Source organism: Streptomyces sp. NPDC058308 (assembly GCF_042880275.1).
Taxonomy (GTDB): Bacteria; Actinomycetota; Actinomycetes; order Streptomycetales; family Streptomycetaceae; genus Streptomyces.
This window is the reverse complement of record NZ_JBHVZA010000011.1, coordinates 223,696-240,768: the sequence shown is the minus strand read 5'-3', so window position 1 is coordinate 240,768 and position 17,073 is coordinate 223,696. Positions and strand designations below refer to the sequence as shown.

The following is a 17,073-nucleotide window of genomic DNA, read 5'->3' as shown; positions in this document are numbered from 1 at the left end:
TGCGGTGAAGATTCGACACCTCCACCACACACGGAGGCCTTCGCCGTGATCAAGCCCGGCCAGTGTTAACAACGCTCGTGATCAATACACCTAGGCCTTCGGCTTCTTCGCTAGGCCTTCGGCTTCTTTGTGGGCTTCTCCGGGCGGTCCCGCGCCGCCCGCACCAGGCGTATGTACCGGTCCCAGTCCCAGTACGGGCCCGGATCCGTGTGGTCCGTGCCCGGCACCTCCACGTGCCCGACGATGTGCTCGCGGTCCACGGGGAAGTCGTACCGCTTGCATATCCCGGCGGTGAGCCGTGCCGACGCCGCGTACATCTCATCGGTGAACGAGGACTTCCTGTCGACGAACCCCTCGTGCTCGATGCCGATGCTGCGCTCGTTCCAGCTCTTGTTGCCCGCGTGGAAGGCGACGTCCAGCTCGCGGATCATCTGCGCTATGTGTCCGTCCTTGCGCACCACGTAGTGCGCGGCGGCGCCGTGCGCCGGGTCCTTGAAGACCCGCAGCGCTGTGTCGTATCCCCCCTGGACGACGTGGATGACGACGCGGTCGATCGCATAGTCGTCGGGGCGGTCGGCGCGCCGCCAGTTGTAGTCCGACGCGGCGACCCACTGGGCGCCCCGGGCGTCGACCTCGCCCTCCTTGCGCCGCTTGACCACGCCGGGCAGCCGCCACCACAGCCGCCCCAGCTCGTCCTTGGCCAGCACCGCCGTGCCGACCGCCGCCGCGGCGCCGCCGATCAGCAGGGTGCGGCGGTCGACCCCGCGCCGCACCGGCTTCTCGCTCGCGCCCTCGTCTTCTTCCCCCATGTGATCGTCAACGCTTACTGACGGGCATCCGGTTCCCATCGCCCCGTACCCTGTTAGAGCTATGACTTTGACCCCGCAGCGTCCCCAGCGCCCCCTCCGCGTCCTCGCCGCCATGTCCGGCGGTGTGGATTCCGCCGTCGCCGCCGCCCGCGCCGCCGAGGCCGGGCACGACGTGACAGGAGTGCACCTCGCGCTCTCGGCGAACCCGCAGTCGTTCCGCACGGGCGCGCGGGGCTGTTGCACCATCGAGGACTCGCGCGACGCCCGCCGTGCCGCGGACGTCATCGGCATCCCCTTCTACGTGTGGGATCTCGCCGAGCGGTTCCGCGAGGACGTGGTCGAGGACTTCGTCGCGGAGTACGAGGCGGGGCGCACCCCCAACCCGTGCCTGCGCTGCAACGAGAAGATCAAGTTCGCCGCCCTCCTCGACAAGGCCCTCGCCCTCGGCTTCGACGCGGTCGTCACCGGCCACTACGCCAAGGTGATCGTCCACGAGGACGGCACCCGCGAGCTGCACCGCGCCTCCGACATGGCCAAGGACCAGAGCTATGTCCTCGGGGTCCTGGACGACCGCCAGCTCGCCCACGCGATGTTCCCCCTCGGTGACACGCTCACCACCAAGGAGGAGATCCGCGCGGAGGCCGAGGAGCGCGGCCTCGCCGTCGCCAAGAAGCCCGACAGCCACGACATCTGCTTCATCGCCGACGGCGACACCCAGGGCTTCCTCGCCGCCCGCCTCGGCAAGGCGGAGGGCGACATCGTGGACGAGTCCGGGGAGGTCCTGGGCACCCACGACGGCGCGTACGGCTACACCATCGGCCAGCGCAAGGGCCTGCGCATCGGCACCCCGGCCCCCGACGGCAAGCCGCGCTATGTCCTGGACATCTCCCCGGTGAACAACACCGTGACGGTCGGCCCCGCCGCCGCCCTGGACGTCACCGCCCTGACCGCCATCAAGCCCCGCTGGTGCGGCGCGGCGCCCACCGGCCCCGGCACGTACACCGCCCAGCTGCGGGCCCACGGCGGCGAGACCGAGGTCACAGCGGAGCTCGTCGACGGCACCTTGAACGTCTCGTTCGCCGAGCCGGTCCGCGGTGTCGCCCCCGGCCAGGCGATCGTGCTCTACGACGGCACGCGCGTGGTCGGCTCGGCGACGATCGCGACGACGGAGCGGGTGACGGCGGCGGCCTGACGCGTTCCCGGCAGCGAGCGGCCCCGAACGCCGCCGGCTCTCTCGTGACGGTGCGGAGGAATCCCTCGGCTACGGCGTAGCTGCGTGGCCGCGGCGCCTCATGCTTCGCATCAGTGCTTCGAGTGCGGCCCGGTCCGTTACGAGTACGTGGGCCGGGCTGTCGCTTTCGCGGAGGGCGATGCGGTCGCCGAGCGTCGTGGCAACCTCGACGCACGCGTTGCCGGAAGCCTCCGAGAACGAGGACTTGAGCCACTTTAGTTCGGACATGTGCGACACCTCTTGCGGCTCTCTCGTGGCGGTGCGGAGGGATCCCTCGGCTATGGCGTAGCTGCGTGCCTGTGGTGCTTCACGCTGTGCATCAGTGCTTCGAGTGCGGCCCGGTCCGTTGCGAGGACGTGGGCCGGGCTGTCGCTTTCGCGGAGGGCGATGCGGTCGGTGCCGGTGGCGGCAACCTCGACGCAGTTGTTGCCACCGCCCCCACAGAACGAAGAACGTTGCCACTTGCTCTCGGCCATGTGCTGGTTCCCCCCTATGGTTCGCGTGCGATGGAACGAATGAGCTCCTGTGAATCCTTCGGAGCCAACGCTGACCGTTCCATCAGGTCCAGTAGGGAACGATAGTTCGCCAAGGGGATCGGGGCATCTACGAAGTGTGCGCCGAGCGCTGTGTCCAGCTGCACCGTGTCCAATTGGGGCAGTGGCCCCTCCGCGTACAGGACCGACTGGCCGGCTCCGTGAAAACCTCCAGCGCTGAACGGGATGACCAGCAGCGTCACGTTGTCACGGTCGGCCGCGTCAGCGAGGTGTTCCAGCTGCTTGCGGGCCACGTCACGGCCGCCGAACTCCAGGCGCAGGGCCGCTTCGTGGATGATTCCGACGTACGGGGTTGGGTTCTCTCGACTCAGGATCTCCTGGCGCCTGAGCCGGTGAGCGACTCGTAGCTCGACGTCCAGCCGCGAGAGTTTGGGAACCGTCAACTCGAAGATGGCGCGCGCGTGTTCTTCTGTCTGGAACAGGCCGGGCAGGTGCACAGTCTGGGCTGTGCGAATGCGCGTTGCGTAGTGCTCCACTTCCGAGACGTCCAAGTGGCCTTCAGGGAGCTTGCTGCGGTATTCGTCCCACCAATGGCTGGACCGCCGCGTACCCGTCAGTCCCGCCAGCGCCTCGACCAGGGCTTGGTCGGGGCACCTGTAATGGCAGGCAAGTTGGCGCACCCGCTGCGCGGGCGAGGACAGTGGCCGGGGCATGGTCATCCTCGACGCCGTGGCCGACCGGTGGGGCGGATGTGCCATAGGGGAGGGGTCGTACGGGCCGGGCGGTAAGACCATGTGGTTCGAGTTGGCCCTGCCCACGGGAGGATCGGGGCCCGGCTCCAAGGGCGTGCAGCGGAGTCGCGAACTGGGCGTCGGTCTCGGCGGTCTCAGCCCGGGGGCATGACGGGGCGACGCCCCCCGAGCCGGTCCCGGTGGGCGTGGTCGACAGGTGCCACCTCGTCGCGGTACGCGTCAACGCGGGCTGTGCCGGGCGTGCGGCTCGGCACAGTGTGGCCCCAGGGCGCTCAGCGTCGCGTGGAAGGGGCTGACCAGGTCCGATCAGACGACCCGGAGCACGATCTTGCCCTGGGTGCGGCCCTGTTCGCCCTGCGCGTGGGCCTTGGCCGCCTCCTCCAGGGGCAGCACCGTGTCGATCTCGACGCGGAGCTTTCCCTCGTCGACCAGGCGGGCGATCTCCAGGAGGCCCAGGCGGTCCGGCTCGACGACCGTCCAGCCCGCGTGCACGCCGAGCTCCGCGGCCCGCACCGGGTCCGGCAGACCGCCCGGGTCGGGCAGCGTCACCAGGTGGCCGCCGGGGCGGATGACCTCCAGGGACCGTGCTCCGTACGCGCCGCCCACTCCGTCCAGGACCACGTCCACATCGCGCACCGCCTCGGTGAAGTCCACGCGCGTGTAGTCGACGATTTCGTCCGCCCCGAGGCCGCGCAGGAAGTCGTGCTTCTCCTCGCGCGCGGTGCCGATGACGTACGCGCCGTGCGCCTTGGCTATCTGCACGGCGAGGTGGCCCACACCGCCCGCGGCCGCGTGGATCAGTACCCGCTGCCCGGCGCGGAGCCCGGCTGTCTCGATGAGGCCCTGCCAGGCGGTGAGCGCCGCGAGGGGCAGCGCGGCGGCCCGCACGTGGTCGATGCTCCGCGGTTTGGGCGCGAAACGGCGGGCGGGCGCCGTGACGAACTCGGCGTACCCGCCGGTCTGTTCGGGGAAGCGGGGCATGCCGAACACCTCGTCGCCGGGCTGGTACAAGGTCACTCCGGGGCCCACCTCCTCGACGACGCCGGACACGTCGTAGCCGAGGATCGGGGTGTCGCCCCACGTGCCGAACGCGCCCTCCGCGCGGGTCTTCCAGTCGACGGGGTTGACGCCCGCCGCGTGGACCCGGACCAGGATCTCGGTCAGGCCGGGCTCGGGGCGGTCGACCTCCACGGGGACCAGGTTCTCGGGGGCGCCCCAGGCGCGGGGGCTGACGGCACGCATCTTCATGGTCTTCCGGTCTTCCTCTTTCGGAGCGGCTGAGATCCCAGAGTGCGCGGGCGCGGGCCGTCGCAGTGCTGGCAGTTTGGCCATCATGTGACAGGATTCGGCCATGGAACATCGCAGTGGCGCAGGTGGCGCAGGTGGCGCAGGTGGCGCAGGTGGCGCAAAGGGTGCAAAAGGTGCGCATCGCGTGGCCGTGCTCGCGCTGGACGGCGTCTACGCCTTCGAGCTGGGCATCCCGTCGAGGCTGTTCGGCACCGCCGAGGACGAGCACCACAGGCCGCTCTACGACGTCGTGGTCTGCACGGTGGACGGGCGGCCGGTGCGGACGGACTCCGGGTTCACCGTGACGGCCGACCACGGCCCGGCGGCCCTCGCGCAGGCGGACACCGTGGTGATCCCGCCGACCCGCCGCTTCGACGAGGGCATGGCGGGCGGCGAGCTCCCGGCGGGCGTGGCCGAGGCCCTGGGGCGGATCAGGCCCGGCACCAGGATCGTCTCGTTCTGCAACGCCTCGTACGTCCTGGCCGCCACCGGCCTCCTCGACGGGCGCCCCGCGACGACGCACTGGAACGTCGCCCGCGACTTCCAGCGGTCCTTCCCCAGGGTCAAGGTCGACGCGGACGTGCTCTTCGTGGACGACGGCGACGTACTGACCGCGGCGGGCGTCGCGGCCGGCATCGACCTCTGCCTCCACGTCGTGCGCCGGGACCACGGCGCCGCCGTCGCCAACCACGTCGCCCGCCTCTGCGTCGTACCGCCCTGGCGCGACGGCGGGCAGGCGCAGTACATCGAGCGGCCCGTCCCGGAGCCCACGCTCGCCACGACGGCCGCCACGCGCGCGTGGGCCCTCGAACGGCTCCACGAGCCGCTGCCCCTGGGCGAGCTCGCCGCCCACGCGCGCATGAGCCTGCGGACCTTCACGCGCCGCTTCCAGGAGGAGGTGGGCATGTCTCCCGGGCGCTGGCTGACCGCCCAGCGCGTCGAACTGGCCCGCCAGCTCCTGGAGTCGAGCGACCTGCCGGTGGACGTGGTCGCCCACCGGGCCGGGTTCGGCACCGGCAACTCCCTGCGCCAGCACATGCGTTCCGTGCTCGGCGTCTCGCCGGTCGCCTACCGCAGGACGTTCACGGCTGCTTCGTGACCTCCGCCTCGTAGAAGCAGAAGTGATCCTTGATGCCGGTCACGTCCGGCTTCGGCTCCGGGTACGCCCACACCGAGTCGGGTGAGCCCGGCAGCGACCAGTAGGAGGCCGTTCCCTTGAACGGGCAGTACGTAGAGGTCTCCGACGGAGTCAGCAGGTCCGTGCGCACGTCCTCCGGAGGGAGGTAGTAGCGCACCGGGTAGCCCGTCTCGCTCAGCAGCAGCGGACGAGTGCTCTCGGCGACGACCTGCCCGTCGAGCTCCACGCGCACGTGCTCCGTGCCCTGCTCGACGGTGATCCGGTGTCCCGCGGTCATGAGATGCCCTCCTCGTTGAGTGCCTTCTACCGTTGGGTGCCTTCTACAACGGACTACGACGGAACGTACCGTGACCGTATGAACATCTGCGTCTTCCTCTCCGCCGCCGACCTCGACGACCGCTACACGCGCCCGGCCCGCGAATTCGCCGAACTGCTCGGCAAGGGCGGCCACACCCTGGTGTGGGGCGGCTCCGAGAGCGGCCTGATGAAGGTCGTGGCGGACGGCGTGCACGAGGCGGGCGGACGGCTCGTCGGTGTCTCCGTCGACTTCCTCGCCGCCAAGGCCAGGCAGGTCGCAGAGCCCCACGAAATGGTGATCGCCCGCGACCTCGCCGAGCGCAAGGCACTGCTCCTGGCGAAGGCCGACGCGATCGTGATCATGGTGGGCGGCACCGGCACGCTCGACGAGGCCACCGAGATCCTGGAGCTGAAGAAGCACGGCAAGCACACCAAGCCGGTGGTCCTGCTGAACTCCGCCGGGTTCTACGACGGCCTCAAGGAGCAGTTCCGCCGCATGGAGGACGAGGGGTTCCTGCCCCTCCCGCTGACCGACCTCGTCTTCTTCGCCGAGGAGCCGGTGGGCGCGCTCGCGTACCTGGAGGAATCGTTCGGCACGCAGTGATGCGAGCATGGCCGGTATGGCTACACATGTGATCACCGGGGCGGGCTCGGGCATCGGCGCCGCCGTCGCCCGCCGCCTCCACGCACGCGGCGACGACCTCGTACTGCACGCGCGGGACGCGGGCCGCGCCAAGGAGCTCGCCGCCCAGTTCCCCGGCGCGGGCACGCTCGTCGGCGACCTCTCCGACCCCGACAAGCTGTCCTGGGCCTTCGGGCACCAGTCGCTGCCCGAGCGAGTGGACTCCCTGCTCCACATCGCGGGCGTCGTCGACCTCGGCCCGGTTGGCGAGCTCACCCCCAAGTCCTGGCGCCACCAGCTCAACGTCAACCTCATCGCCCCCGCCGAACTCACCCGCCACTTCCTGCCCCAACTCCGGCTCGCCCAGGGGCACGTGGTCTTCGTGAACTCGGGCGCGGGCCTGAGCGCCGGCCCCGAGTGGGCCGCGTACGCCGCCTCCAAGCACGGCCTGAAGGCCCTGGCCGACTCCCTGCGCCAGGAGGAGCACGGCAACGGCGTCCGGGTCACCTCGGTCTACCCCGGGCGCACGGCCAGCGCCATGCAGGTCAAGGTCCACCAGCAGGAGGGCAAGGAGTACGACGCCTCCCGCTGGATCGACCCCGAGTCGATCGCCACGACGATCGTCATGGCCCTGGACCTGCCGCGCGACGCGGAGGTCAACGACCTGACGGTGCGGCCCGGACGATGAGCGACACGTTCACCTGGGGCCCGGCCACCGGCATCGGGTCGATGCCCGGCGGCGACGCCCGCGAGGCCGCCAAGACGGTGACCGGCAGCTTCGACGGCCCCGAGCACGGCATGGCGTACCTCGCCGAGCTGCCCGCGCGCGGACCCGGCGCCGACATGATCGGCCGCACGGCCGGACTCCTCGTCGACCTGTACGCGCGCGTGGAGCCCAGCGGCTGGCGGATCGGCGACCGCCCGGGCCGGGACACCCGCCGTGCCAGGGCCTGGCTCGGCGAGGACCTCGACGCCCTGGAGGAGTTCACCCAGGAGTACCGGGGGCCGCTCAAGATCCAGGCCGTCGGCCCGTGGACGCTCGCCGCGGCCCTGGAGCTCAGGAACGGCGAGGCCGCGCTCTCCGACCCCGGCGCCTGCCGTGACCTCGCGGGATCCCTCGCCGAAGGGCTGCGCGGGCACCTCGCGGACGTGCGCCGCAGGGTGCCCGGCGCGCAGGTGGTCCTCCAGCTCGACGAGCCCTCGCTCATCGCCGTACTGCGCGGGCAGATCAAGACGGCCAGCCAGTACCGCACCCACCGCGCCGTGGACCGGCAGGCCGTGGAGGACACCCTGCGGGACGTCCTGGCCGTCCAGGACGGCGGACCCACGATCGTCCACTCCTGCGCGCCCGACGTCCCCTTCGCGCTGCTGCGCCGTGCCGGAGCCCACGCCGTCTCGTTCGACTTCTCGCTGCTCACCGAGCGTGACGACGAGGTGATCGGCGAGACGGTCGAGGGCGGCACGAAGCTCTTCGCCGGTGTCGTGCCGGGCGTGGACGGCGGATTGTCAGACCCTGCCGGTAGCGTCATGGGTGTCAGGACGCTGTGGCGCAGGCTGGGGCTGAATCCGGGATCACTCGCGGAGTCGGTCGTGGTCACTCCGTCGTGCGGGCTCGCGGGCGCTTCTCCCGCGTACGCGCGCGCGGCGCTCGCCCACTGCGTCAGGGCGGCGAGATCGCTCGCAGACAACCCTGAGTAATTGGGTATGACGTAACGGGAGGACGAAACGGTGGCTGTCGAACAGCAAGGCTCTGTGCCCGCCGAGGCACGGGATCACCATGCCCAGCTGGCCGAACAGATCGAGGAGCACCGCTTCCGGTACTACGTGAAGGACCAGCCGGTCGTCAGCGACGCCGAGTTCGACAAGCTCCTGCGTTCCCTCGAAGCCCTGGAGGAGGAGCACCCGGAGCTGCGCACCCCGGACTCGCCCACCCAGAAGGTCTCCGGTTCGTACGAGACGGAGTTCACCGCGGTCGAGCACCGGGAGCGCATGCTCTCCCTCGACAACGCCTTCGACGACGGGGAGCTGGCCGCCTGGGCGGACCGCGTCGCCAAGGACGTCGGCTCCCCGGACTTCCACCTGCTGTGCGAGCTGAAGGTCGACGGCCTCGCGGTCAACCTCACGTACGAGGACGGGAAGCTGACCCGCGCCGCCACCCGCGGCGACGGCCGCACCGGCGAGGACATCACGCCGAACGTCCGCACCATCGCGGACATCCCCCAGCGCCTCAAGGGCGACCGGGTGCCCGCTCTCGTCGAGATCCGCGGCGAGGTCTTCTTCCCCATGGAGAAGTTCGACGAGCTGAACGCCCGCCTGGTGGAGGCGGGCGACAAGCCCTTCGCCAACCCGCGGAACGCGGCGGCGGGTTCCCTGCGCCAGAAGGACCCGCGCGTCACCGCGACCCGCCCGCTGCACATGGTGGTGCACGGCATCGGCGCCCGCGACGGCTTCGACATCGACTGCCTCAGCCATGCCTACGAACTGCTCCACGAGTGGGGCCTGCCCACCGCCAGGCACAACAGGGTCGTGGACGGCCTGAAGGGCGTGCGGGACTTCATCGCGTACTTCGGAGAGAACCGCCACTCCGTGGAGCACGAGATCGACGGCGTCGTCGTCAAGCTCGACGAGATCCCGCTGCAGGGCCGCCTCGGCTCCACCTCGCGCGCCCCGCGCTGGGCCATCGCCTGGAAGTACGCGCCCGAGGAGGTCAACACCAAGCTCATCAACATCCGGGTCGGCGTCGGCCGCACCGGCCGCGTCACGCCGTACGCCCAGGTGGAGCCCGTCACCGTCGCGGGCTCCGAGGTCGAGTTCGCGACCCTGCACAACCAGGACGTGGTGAAGAAGAAGGGCGTCTTCATCGGGGACACCGTCGTGATCCGCAAGGCGGGCGACGTCATCCCGGAGATCCTCGGGCCCGTCGTGGACCTGCGGGACGGCAGCGAGCGGGAGTTCGTGATGCCCGCCGAGTGCCCCGAGTGCGGCACGGAGCTGCGGCCCATGAAGGAGGGCGACATCGACCTGCGCTGCCCCAACGCGCAGTCGTGCCCCGCCCAGTTGCGTGAGCGTCTCTTCTACCTGGCGGGCCGCAAGTCCCTCGACATCGAGAACTTCGGATACGTCGCGGCAGCCGCCCTCACCAAGCCCCTGGAGCCCGCCGAGCCGCCGATCCTCGACGAGGGCGACATCTTCGACCTCAAGGTCGAGGAGCTCCTGCCCATCAAGTCCTACGTCCTCGACCAGGACTCCGGCCTGCCCAAGCGCGACCCCAAGACCGGCGAGGAGAAGGTCGTCACCTTCTTCGCCAATCAGCAGGGCGAGGCGAAGAAGAACACCCTCGCCATGCTGGAGAACATCGCGGCGGCCAAGGAGCGACCGCTCGCCCGCATCCTCACGGGACTCTCGATCCGGCACGTCGGCCCGGTGGCCGCCGAGGCGCTGGCCCGCGAGTTCCGCTCCATCGACCGCATCGAACAGGCCACCGAGAAGGAGCTCTCGGACGTGGCGGGCGTGGGCCCGATCATCGCCGCCTCCCTCAAACAGTGGTTCACCGAGGAGTGGCACCGGGAGATCCTGCGCAAGTGGAGGGCTGCCGGGGTGCGCATGGAGGAGGAGGCGAGCGGTGCGGACGAGGGGCCGCGCCCGCTCGAAGGCCTCACGGTGGTCGTCACCGGAACGCTTGAGCACCACACCCGGGATGGCGCGAAAGAGGCGCTGCAGAGCCAGGGTGCGAAGGTCACGGGTTCCGTTTCCAAGAAGACCGATTTCGTGGTCGTGGGCGACAACCCCGGGTCCAAGTACGACAAGGCCATGCAGGTGAAGGTTCCGGTTCTCGACGAGGACGGCTTCGCCGTCCTGCTCGGACAAGGACCGGACGCGGCGCGGGAAGTCGCGCTTCCGACCGAGGAGTAGCGGTTGAAGGCCACCCGTTCAGCGCATACCAGATGCATAGGGGTGGCCGGGTCGCATTCGGGCAACCGTGGTCGACCGCTGCCCGTAGAAGCCTTCTGCGGCCTACTGTTGAGATGTGCGCCTGCCGTGCCCCGCTGCGAACGGGGTATCTCCTGCTCATCAAGAGCTTGGAAGGGAGCATCCCCTGTCCGGCGCGAGTGGTGCGGTAGTGCATCTCCTCAGCTCGCGGAGGGCTCGGGGAAAAAGGATGGGACGCGGCCGGCCCCGGGCCGGGTCCGCGTGGCGTGGGCACCGCCGGCTGTGAGAGGGACGGGAATGGAACCGACCGAGAGCGCCGCCCCGGACTCACGGCTGCGCGCGCGCCTGTGGCGCGCGCCGACCGCCTGGCTGCGCGGCCGCCGAACAGCGACGACCACCGGCCCGTCCACCACGCCGGGACCCGCGGCGGGATGCGGGGCCGGGACGCTGAGCACCGCCGTCGCACCCCGCGAACGGGCCTGGACCTCCGGAGCCCGCAGCCCCGTGGACGGCCCCGGAGCCACCGTGGGACCCACCGCACAGGACATCCGCGACCCCTGGCCGCTGCTGCCCGTCGCGATCGTCGCGGCTGCCGCGGCCCTGCTCGGCACCGGCTTCTTCCAGGCCCTCACGGGCAGGCACGCCCTGTTCCCCTCCGGCGCCGCGGGCTGGTCCCTCGCCGTCCTCACCGGCTTCATCGTCGGCCACCTCGTCGCCCTCGGCCGTGACCGCTGGTGGGGCGGCACGGGCTCCGGCGGCGCGCTCACCGTCGCGGTCCTCCTGCTCTACGGCTGGGTGCCCGCGGGCATGGTCAGCCTCACCGTCTTCGTCCTGGTCGGCGTCGCGCGCAGGCACCGCTGGCGGCAGGGCGTCCTGCACGGCGCGGTCGACATCCTCGGCATCGGGGCGGGCGCGCTCGCCCTGGCCACTTTCGGCACGGCGCCGAGCGCCGAGTCACCCTGGCTGCCCGAGACCTGGGACCTGTACACCGCGCCCCAAGTGGCCCTGGTCGCCGTCGCCTACCTCGTCGTCACCCGCGCCCTGCTCTGGTACGTCCACGCACCGCGCACCGGCGCCCTGCCCACCGTCACCCGCACCGCCCTGGTCAGGCAGGGGTTCCTCGCCGCCGCCCTGCTCGGCATCGCCCCGCTGATCTGCGTCGTGGCGATCTCCCTGCCCATCCTGCTGCCGCTCTTCGCGATCCCCCTTGTCGCCCTCGACTCCACCCTGTGGATCGCCCGCGCCAGGGCCGAGGAGCAGCTCCGGGACCCGCTCACCGGACTGCCCAACCGGCAGTGGCTCCTCGAACGGACCTGGACGGCCCTCGACGACGCCGAGCGGATCGGGGCGCGGGCCGCCCTGCTGCTGATCGACATGGACCGTTTCCGGTCGGTGAACGACACCCTCGGCCACCTCGCGGGCGACCGGCTGCTGCTGCAGATAGCGGACCGGCTGCGCCTCGCCCTGCCCCGGGGTGCGGAGGCCGCACGCCTGGGCGGTGACGAGTTCGCCGTACTGATCCCGATCGCCGACTCCACGACGTCGGCCACGCGCGTGGCGCGCCAGCTGGTCGCCGCGCTCGGCTCGCCGCTCGACCTGGACGGCCTGACCCTCGTCCTTGAGGCCAGCGCGGGTCTCGCCGTCTTCCCCGACCACGCGCTCGACGCGGAGGGCCTCCTCAGGCGCGCGGACGTCGCGATGTACCAGGCGAAGCGGGACCGCACCGGCGTCGAGGTGTACGAGTCCAAGCGGGACTCCAACACTCCGGACCGGCTCGGCCTCCTCGGCGACCTGCGCCGGGCGCTCGACGCGGGCGACGTCGAGCTGCACTACCAGCCCAAGGTCCGCTTCGACGGCAAGGTCGCGGGCCTCGAAGCGCTGGTGCGGTGGGTGCACCCCGAGCGCGGCAAGGTGCCGCCCGACGAGTTCATCGCCATCGCCGAGTCGTCCGGCCTCATGCCGCACCTGACGGAGTACGTCCTGGAGACCGCCCTCGGCCAGGTGGCCAAGTGGCAGGCCCAGGGCCTGAAGGTGCCCGTCGCGGTCAACGTGTCGCCGCGCGACGTCCACACGCCGGGATTCGCCGGGGCCGTCGCGGCGCGCCTCGCCCGCCACGGAGTGCCCGCGGGGGCGCTGCAGTTGGAGATAACGGAGCACGTCCTCCTGGAGGACCCGCAGCGGGCCGCGGACACGCTGGCCGGGCTCACCGGCCACGGCGTCAAGATGTCGCTCGACGACTTCGGCACGGGCTACTCCTCACTGGTCCACCTGCGCCGCCTCCCGGTCAGCGAACTGAAGATCGACCGTTCCTTCGTCGCGCGGCTCGCCGTCGACAATGAGGACGCGGAGATCGTCCGCTGCACCGTCGACCTCGCGCACTCGCTCGGCCTGCTCGTCGTCGCCGAGGGCGTCGAGGACGACGAGACCTGGGAGCGGCTGCGGGACCTCGGCTGCGACGCGGTGCAGGGCTGGCTGGTTGCCGCGGCGATGCCCGCGGAGGAGACGACGGCGTGGCTGCGGGCGCGGGGCTCCCGCGGGTGGCGCCGCCCCGCCGACGTCGCCGCGGAGGCGGCGGCGTGCGCGAAGAGGGCCGACGCGGACCAGTCCTCGGGGCACGTGGTCCAGTAGGCCTCCCCGCCCGGGGACAGGGGCCGGTGCCCGGCGATGGGCGGCCCGGAGACCGGCGTGGGGCGGCCCGGAGACCGGTGCGGGGCGGCGGGGAGGAAACCGTTTCACGGGCACACCGCCCCGCCCCATAGGATTGGGGCCATAACCCACACACTCACCACCCCTGAGGATCGCCGCATGCCTGGCATCACGCGCGAGGAGGTCGCCCACCTCGCCCGCCTTGCACGTCTGGAGCTGAAGGCCGAGGAGCTCGACCACTTCGCCGGACAGCTCGACGACATCATCGGCGCGGTCGCCCGCGTCTCGGAGGTCGCCGACCAAGACGTACCGCCGACCTCGCACCCGCTGCCGCTGACGAACGTCATGCGCGCGGACGAGGTCCGTCCGTCGCTCACCCCCGAGCAGGCGCTCTCGGGCGCTCCCGCCCAGGAGCAGCAGCGTTTCAAGGTGCCGCAGATCCTGGGGGAGGACTAAGAACATGACGGACATCATCAAGCTCACCGCCGCCGACATCGCGTCGAGGATCGCCTCCGGCGAGCTCACCGCCGTCGAGGTCACCGAGGCCCACCTGGCCCGTATCGAGGCCGTCGACGAGAAGGTGCACGCCTTCCTGCACGTGGACCGCGAGGGCGCCCTCGCGCAGGCCCGCGCCGTCGACGAGAAGCGCGCCAGGGGCGAGAAGCTCGGCCCGCTGGCCGGCGTCCCCGTCGCGCTGAAGGACATCTTCACCACCGAGGGCGTGCCGACCACGGTCGGCTCGAAGATCCTCGAGGGCTGGATCCCGCCGTACGACGCGACGGTCACCCGGCGCCTGAAGGCCGCCGACGTGGTCATCCTCGGCAAGACCAACATGGACGAGTTCGCCATGGGGTCCTCCACCGAGAACAGCGCCTACGGCCCCACCGGCAACCCCTGGGACCTCACCCGCATCCCGGGCGGCTCCGGCGGTGGCTCCTCCGCCGCGCTCGCCGCGTACGAGAGCCCCCTGGCGATGGGCACCGACACCGGTGGCTCCATCCGCCAGCCCGCGGCCGTCACCGGCACGGTAGGCGTCAAGCCGACCTACGGCGGCGTCTCCCGCTACGGCATGGTCGCGTTCAGCAGCAGCCTCGACCAGGGCGGCCCGTGCGCCCGTACGGTCCTGGACGCCGCGCTGCTGCACGAGGTCATCGCCGGCCACGACGAGCTCGACTCGACGTCCATCGACGCCCCGGTCCCGCCGGTCGTCGAGGCCGCGCGGAGCGGCTCCGTACAGGGCATGCGCGTCGGTGTCGTCAAGCAGTTCCGCGGCGAGGGCTACCAGGCCGGTGTCGTCCAGCGCTTCGACGAGTCCGTCGAGCTGCTCAAGGAGCTCGGCGCCGAGATCGTCGAGCTGGACTGCCCGACCTTCGACCTGGCGCTCTCCGCGTACTACCTGATCGCGCCCTCCGAGTGCTCCTCGAACCTCGCCCGCTTCGACGCCATGCGCTACGGCCTGCGCGTCGGCGACGACGGCACCCGTTCGGCCGAGGACGTCACCGCGCTGACCCGCGAGGCGGGCTTCGGCGACGAGGTCAAGCGCCGCATCATCCTGGGCACGTACGCCCTCAGCTCCGGCTACTACGACGCGTACTACGGAAGCGCCCAGAAGGTCCGCACCCTCATCACCCGCGAGTTCGAGGCCGCCTTCGAGCAGGTCGACGTGATCGTCTCCCCGACGACGCCGACCACCGCCTTCCCGATCGGCGAGCGCGCCGACGACCCGATGGCGATGTACCTCGCGGACCTGTGCACCATTCCGACCAACCTGGCGGGCAACGCCGCCATGTCGCTGCCCTGCGGCCTCGCGCCCGAGGACGGCCTGCCCGTCGGACTGCAGATCATCGCCCCCGCCATGAAGGACGACCGGCTGTACAAGGTCGGAGCCGCCGTCGAGGCCGCCTTCGTGGAAAAGTGGGGACACCCGCTGCTTGAGGAGGCACCGTCGCTGTGAGTGCACTGAACAAGGCCAAGGGCTTCAAGAAGTCCAAGACCGGCACGTACCTGTCGATCGGCACCACCGCGTTCGGCGCGGTCTCCGTGCTGAAGCAGGCCAAGAAGGCCCGCTACGAGAACGACACGCTCCGTCTCGTGGACGCCGTGGTCTCCGCTGCCGCCATCGCCACCGGCGTCGCGCTGCTCCTGCGGGAGCTCAAGCGCCTCGGCGACGACGACGTCCTGCTGGGCTGAGAGGGAAAGTTTCACCGTGACTGTCACTTCTGACCTGGTGTCGTACGAGGAAGCCCTCGCGACGTACGACCCCGTCATGGGCCTTGAGGTCCATGTCGAGCTCGGCACCAAGACCAAGATGTTCTGCGGCTGCTCGACCACGCTCAAGCAGGACGCGAACAGCCAGACCTGCCCGACCTGTCTCGGTCTGCCCGGCGCGCTGCCGGTCGTCAACGAGATCGGTGTCGAGTCGGCGATCAAGATCGGCCTCGCGCTGAACTGCGAGATCGCGGAGTGGTGCCGCTTCGCCCGGAAGAACTACTTCTATCCGGACATGCCGAAGAACTTCCAGACCTCCCAGTACGACGAGCCGATCGCCTTCAACGGCTATCTGGACGTCCAGCTGGAGGACGGCGAGATCTTCCGCGTGGAGATCGAGCGCGCCCACATGGAGGAGGACACCGGCAAGTCGACGCACGTCGGTGGCGCGACGGGCCGTATCCACGGCGCCTCGCACTCCCTTCTCGACTACAACCGCGCGGGCATCCCGCTCATCGAGATCGTCACCAAGCCGATCGAGGGCGCGGGCGAGCGGGCTCCCGAGGTCGCCAAGGCGTACGTCGCCGAGCTGCGCGAGCTCATCAAGGCGCTCGGCGTCTCCGAGGCCCGGATGGACAAGGGCCAGATGCGCTGCGACGTGAACCTCTCGCTGCGCCCGCACGGGCGGCAGGAGTTCGGCACGCGCAGCGAGACGAAGAACGTCAACTCGCTCCGTTCCGTGGAGCGCGCGGCGCGCTTCGAGATCCAGCGCCACGCGGCGGTCCTGAACTCCGGCGGCACCATCGTGCAGGAGACCCGCCACTTCCACGAGGACGACGGCTCCACGACCTCCGGCCGCATCAAGGACAACGCCGAGGACTACCGGTACTTCCCGGAGCCCGACCTCGTCCCCGTCGCCCCGGCCCGCGAGTGGGTCGAGCAGCTGCGGGCCGGCCTGCCCGAGATGCCGCGCGTGCGCCGCAACCGCCTCCGCGAGGAGTGGGGCGTCACGGAGCACGACATGCAGTCGATCCTGAACGCCGGCGCGGTCGACCCCATCGTCGCCACGATCGAGGCGGGCGCCGACCCGGCTGCCGCCCGCAAGTGGTGGATGGGCGAACTGTCCCGCAGCGCCAACGAGTCGGGCAGGGCCCTGGACGAGCTGCCGGTCACCCCGGTGCAGGTGGCCCGGGTCGCCGAGCTCGTCACCAAGGGCGACCTGAACGACAAGCTGGCGCGCCAGGTCTTCGAGGGCGTCCTCGCGGGCGAGGGCACGCCGGACGAGGTCGTCGAGAAGCGCGGCCTGAAGGTCGTCTCCGACGAGGGCGCGCTGACGTCCGCCGTCGACGAGGCCATCGCCGGCAACCCGGGCGTCGCGGACAAGATCCGCGGCGGCAAGGTCGCCGCGGTCGGCGCCCTGGTCGGCGCGGTCATGAAGGCCACCCGCGGCCAGGCCGACGCGGCCCGCGTCAAGGAACTGATCCTGGAGAAGCTGGGCGTCAGCGAGGGCTGACGGCTCTTCCCCGGACGAAGGGGGCGGCGCACCCACTGGGGCGCCGCCCCTTTCGCGTACGTCTGCCCCCTTCGCGTACGCCCGACGCCTCACGTACCTCCAGAACCTCCGCGTACCTCCAACGCCCTCGCGTCCGAGACCTTTTG

At 71.0% G+C, this 17,073-nt stretch carries 18 protein-coding genes; 12 read left to right on the top strand and 6 right to left on the bottom strand.

Translation table 11 applies throughout. The features are described 5' to 3' along the window. Positions 1 to 110: 110 nt before the first annotated feature. On the bottom strand, positions 111 to 809 hold the full coding sequence (locus ACFVYL_RS17840; RefSeq protein ID WP_389716825.1) for an N-acetylmuramoyl-L-alanine amidase: 699 nt from the start codon (positions 807 to 809) through the stop codon (positions 111 to 113). Positions 810 to 870: 61 nt separating this feature from the next. On the opposite strand from ACFVYL_RS17840, the gene mnmA reads away from it, so the two are divergent. Beyond that, on the top strand, positions 871 to 2,001 hold the full coding sequence (mnmA, locus tag ACFVYL_RS17835; RefSeq protein WP_389716822.1) for a tRNA 2-thiouridine(34) synthase MnmA: 1,131 nt from the start codon (positions 871 to 873) through the stop codon (positions 1,999 to 2,001). 69 nt (positions 2,002 to 2,070) lie between these two features. Here the strand turns inward: mnmA and ACFVYL_RS17830 are convergent, their stop codons facing one another. The 3 genes from ACFVYL_RS17830 to ACFVYL_RS17820 are packed head-to-tail and all read right to left on the bottom strand — an operon-like array spanning position 2,071 to position 3,247. Next, entirely contained in the window at positions 2,071 to 2,268 is a 198-nt protein-coding gene (locus tag ACFVYL_RS17830) for a DUF397 domain-containing protein (RefSeq protein ID WP_389716819.1), read from the bottom strand. Between the two features lie 50 nt (positions 2,269 to 2,318). Then, positions 2,319 to 2,516, bottom strand: coding sequence for a DUF397 domain-containing protein (locus tag ACFVYL_RS17825; RefSeq protein ID WP_389716816.1), 198 nt, complete (start codon positions 2,514 to 2,516; stop codon positions 2,319 to 2,321). A gap of 14 nt (positions 2,517 to 2,530) precedes the next feature. After that, complete coding sequence (locus tag ACFVYL_RS17820) at positions 2,531 to 3,247, bottom strand: DUF5753 domain-containing protein (protein WP_389716813.1); 717 nt, start codon at positions 3,245 to 3,247, stop codon at positions 2,531 to 2,533. On the opposite strand from ACFVYL_RS17820, the gene ACFVYL_RS17815 reads away from it, so the two are divergent. Continuing rightward, on the top strand, positions 3,246 to 3,437 hold the full coding sequence (locus ACFVYL_RS17815; protein WP_389716810.1) for a hypothetical protein: 192 nt from the start codon (positions 3,246 to 3,248) through the stop codon (positions 3,435 to 3,437). The genes ACFVYL_RS17820 and ACFVYL_RS17815 overlap by 2 nt on opposite strands. 155 nt (positions 3,438 to 3,592) lie before the next feature. On the opposite strand, the gene ACFVYL_RS17810 is transcribed toward ACFVYL_RS17815, so the two are convergent. Further along, positions 3,593 to 4,528 carry an NADP-dependent oxidoreductase gene (locus ACFVYL_RS17810; protein WP_389716844.1) on the bottom strand — a complete coding sequence of 312 codons (936 nt, stop codon included), beginning with the start codon at positions 4,526 to 4,528 and terminating at the stop codon, positions 3,593 to 3,595. Positions 4,529 to 4,718: 190 nt separating this feature from the next. Between ACFVYL_RS17810 and ACFVYL_RS17805 the strand changes: the two genes are divergently transcribed. Beyond that, the gene (locus ACFVYL_RS17805) at positions 4,719 to 5,672 is read left to right on the top strand and encodes a GlxA family transcriptional regulator (protein WP_389716807.1); all 954 of its coding nucleotides are present in this window, start codon (positions 4,719 to 4,721) and stop codon (positions 5,670 to 5,672) included. Here the strand turns inward: ACFVYL_RS17805 and ACFVYL_RS17800 are convergent. Next, positions 5,656 to 5,988, bottom strand: coding sequence for a DUF427 domain-containing protein (locus tag ACFVYL_RS17800; RefSeq protein WP_389716804.1), 333 nt, complete (start codon positions 5,986 to 5,988; stop codon positions 5,656 to 5,658). The two genes, ACFVYL_RS17805 and ACFVYL_RS17800, sit on opposite strands and share 17 nt — an antisense overlap. A gap of 78 nt (positions 5,989 to 6,066) precedes the next feature. Between ACFVYL_RS17800 and ACFVYL_RS17795 the strand changes: the two genes are divergently transcribed. The 9 genes from ACFVYL_RS17795 to gatB all read left to right on the top strand — a co-directional run bounded on the left by ACFVYL_RS17795 (position 6,067) and on the right by gatB (position 16,927). Then, entirely contained in the window at positions 6,067 to 6,612 is a 546-nt protein-coding gene (locus tag ACFVYL_RS17795) for a TIGR00730 family Rossman fold protein (protein WP_389716802.1), read from the top strand. Positions 6,613 to 6,628: 16 nt separating this feature from the next. Further along, a complete protein-coding gene (locus tag ACFVYL_RS17790) occupies positions 6,629 to 7,318 on the top strand; it encodes an SDR family oxidoreductase (protein WP_389716799.1) in 690 nt (229 codons plus the stop codon). Continuing rightward, positions 7,315 to 8,328 carry a methionine synthase gene (locus ACFVYL_RS17785; RefSeq protein ID WP_389716796.1) on the top strand — a complete coding sequence of 338 codons (1,014 nt, stop codon included), beginning with the start codon at positions 7,315 to 7,317 and terminating at the stop codon, positions 8,326 to 8,328. Before ACFVYL_RS17790 ends, ACFVYL_RS17785 begins: the two co-directional genes overlap by 4 nt. Before the next feature lie 30 nt (positions 8,329 to 8,358). Then, complete coding sequence (gene ligA / locus ACFVYL_RS17780; protein WP_389716793.1) at positions 8,359 to 10,542, top strand: NAD-dependent DNA ligase LigA; 2,184 nt, start codon at positions 8,359 to 8,361, stop codon at positions 10,540 to 10,542. Between the two features lie 522 nt (positions 10,543 to 11,064). Next, positions 11,065 to 13,188, top strand: a complete 2,124-nt coding sequence (locus tag ACFVYL_RS17775) for a putative bifunctional diguanylate cyclase/phosphodiesterase (RefSeq protein ID WP_389716842.1) — start codon at positions 11,065 to 11,067, stop codon at positions 13,186 to 13,188. A gap of 177 nt (positions 13,189 to 13,365) precedes the next feature. Next, positions 13,366 to 13,662, top strand: a complete 297-nt coding sequence (gene gatC, locus ACFVYL_RS17770) for an Asp-tRNA(Asn)/Glu-tRNA(Gln) amidotransferase subunit GatC (protein WP_010984178.1) — start codon at positions 13,366 to 13,368, stop codon at positions 13,660 to 13,662. 4 nt (positions 13,663 to 13,666) lie between these two features. Then, positions 13,667 to 15,160: an Asp-tRNA(Asn)/Glu-tRNA(Gln) amidotransferase subunit GatA gene (gene gatA / locus ACFVYL_RS17765; protein WP_389716790.1), complete on the top strand. Its 1,494-nt coding sequence runs from the start codon at positions 13,667 to 13,669 to the stop codon at positions 15,158 to 15,160. After that, positions 15,157 to 15,396: a hypothetical protein gene (locus ACFVYL_RS17760; protein ID WP_389716788.1), complete on the top strand. Its 240-nt coding sequence runs from the start codon at positions 15,157 to 15,159 to the stop codon at positions 15,394 to 15,396. The genes gatA and ACFVYL_RS17760 overlap by 4 nt, the downstream gene beginning before the upstream one ends. A 16-nt stretch (positions 15,397 to 15,412) precedes the next feature. Continuing rightward, positions 15,413 to 16,927 carry an Asp-tRNA(Asn)/Glu-tRNA(Gln) amidotransferase subunit GatB gene (gene gatB, locus ACFVYL_RS17755; protein WP_389716785.1) on the top strand — a complete coding sequence of 505 codons (1,515 nt, stop codon included), beginning with the start codon at positions 15,413 to 15,415 and terminating at the stop codon, positions 16,925 to 16,927. Positions 16,928 to 17,073 lie beyond the last annotated feature (146 nt).

What these genes read in the sequence shown, in the direction of transcription:
- ACFVYL_RS17785 (WP_389716796.1), top strand. Translation starts at nt 7,315, where the DNA reads ATGAGCGACACGTTCACCTGGGGCCCGGCCACCGGCATCGGGTCGATG.
- ACFVYL_RS17825 (WP_389716816.1), bottom strand. Translation starts at nt 2,516, where the DNA reads ATGGCCGAGAGCAAGTGGCAACGTTCTTCGTTCTGTGGGGGCGGTGGC.
- ACFVYL_RS17815 (WP_389716810.1), top strand. Translation starts at nt 3,246, where the DNA reads ATGGTCATCCTCGACGCCGTGGCCGACCGGTGGGGCGGATGTGCCATA.
- ACFVYL_RS17795 (WP_389716802.1), top strand. Translation starts at nt 6,067, where the DNA reads ATGAACATCTGCGTCTTCCTCTCCGCCGCCGACCTCGACGACCGCTAC.
- ACFVYL_RS17840 (WP_389716825.1), bottom strand. Translation starts at nt 809, where the DNA reads ATGGGGGAAGAAGACGAGGGCGCGAGCGAGAAGCCGGTGCGGCGCGGG.
- ACFVYL_RS17810 (WP_389716844.1), bottom strand. Translation starts at nt 4,528, where the DNA reads ATGCGTGCCGTCAGCCCCCGCGCCTGGGGCGCCCCCGAGAACCTGGTC.
- ACFVYL_RS17830 (WP_389716819.1), bottom strand. Translation starts at nt 2,268, where the DNA reads ATGTCCGAACTAAAGTGGCTCAAGTCCTCGTTCTCGGAGGCTTCCGGC.
- ACFVYL_RS17790 (WP_389716799.1), top strand. Translation starts at nt 6,629, where the DNA reads ATGGCTACACATGTGATCACCGGGGCGGGCTCGGGCATCGGCGCCGCC.
- ACFVYL_RS17800 (WP_389716804.1), bottom strand. Translation starts at nt 5,988, where the DNA reads ATGACCGCGGGACACCGGATCACCGTCGAGCAGGGCACGGAGCACGTG.
- mnmA (WP_389716822.1), top strand. Translation starts at nt 871, where the DNA reads ATGACTTTGACCCCGCAGCGTCCCCAGCGCCCCCTCCGCGTCCTCGCC.
- gatC (WP_010984178.1), top strand. Translation starts at nt 13,366, where the DNA reads ATGCCTGGCATCACGCGCGAGGAGGTCGCCCACCTCGCCCGCCTTGCA.
- ACFVYL_RS17820 (WP_389716813.1), bottom strand. Translation starts at nt 3,247, where the DNA reads ATGCCCCGGCCACTGTCCTCGCCCGCGCAGCGGGTGCGCCAACTTGCC.
- gatA (WP_389716790.1), top strand. Translation starts at nt 13,667, where the DNA reads ATGACGGACATCATCAAGCTCACCGCCGCCGACATCGCGTCGAGGATC.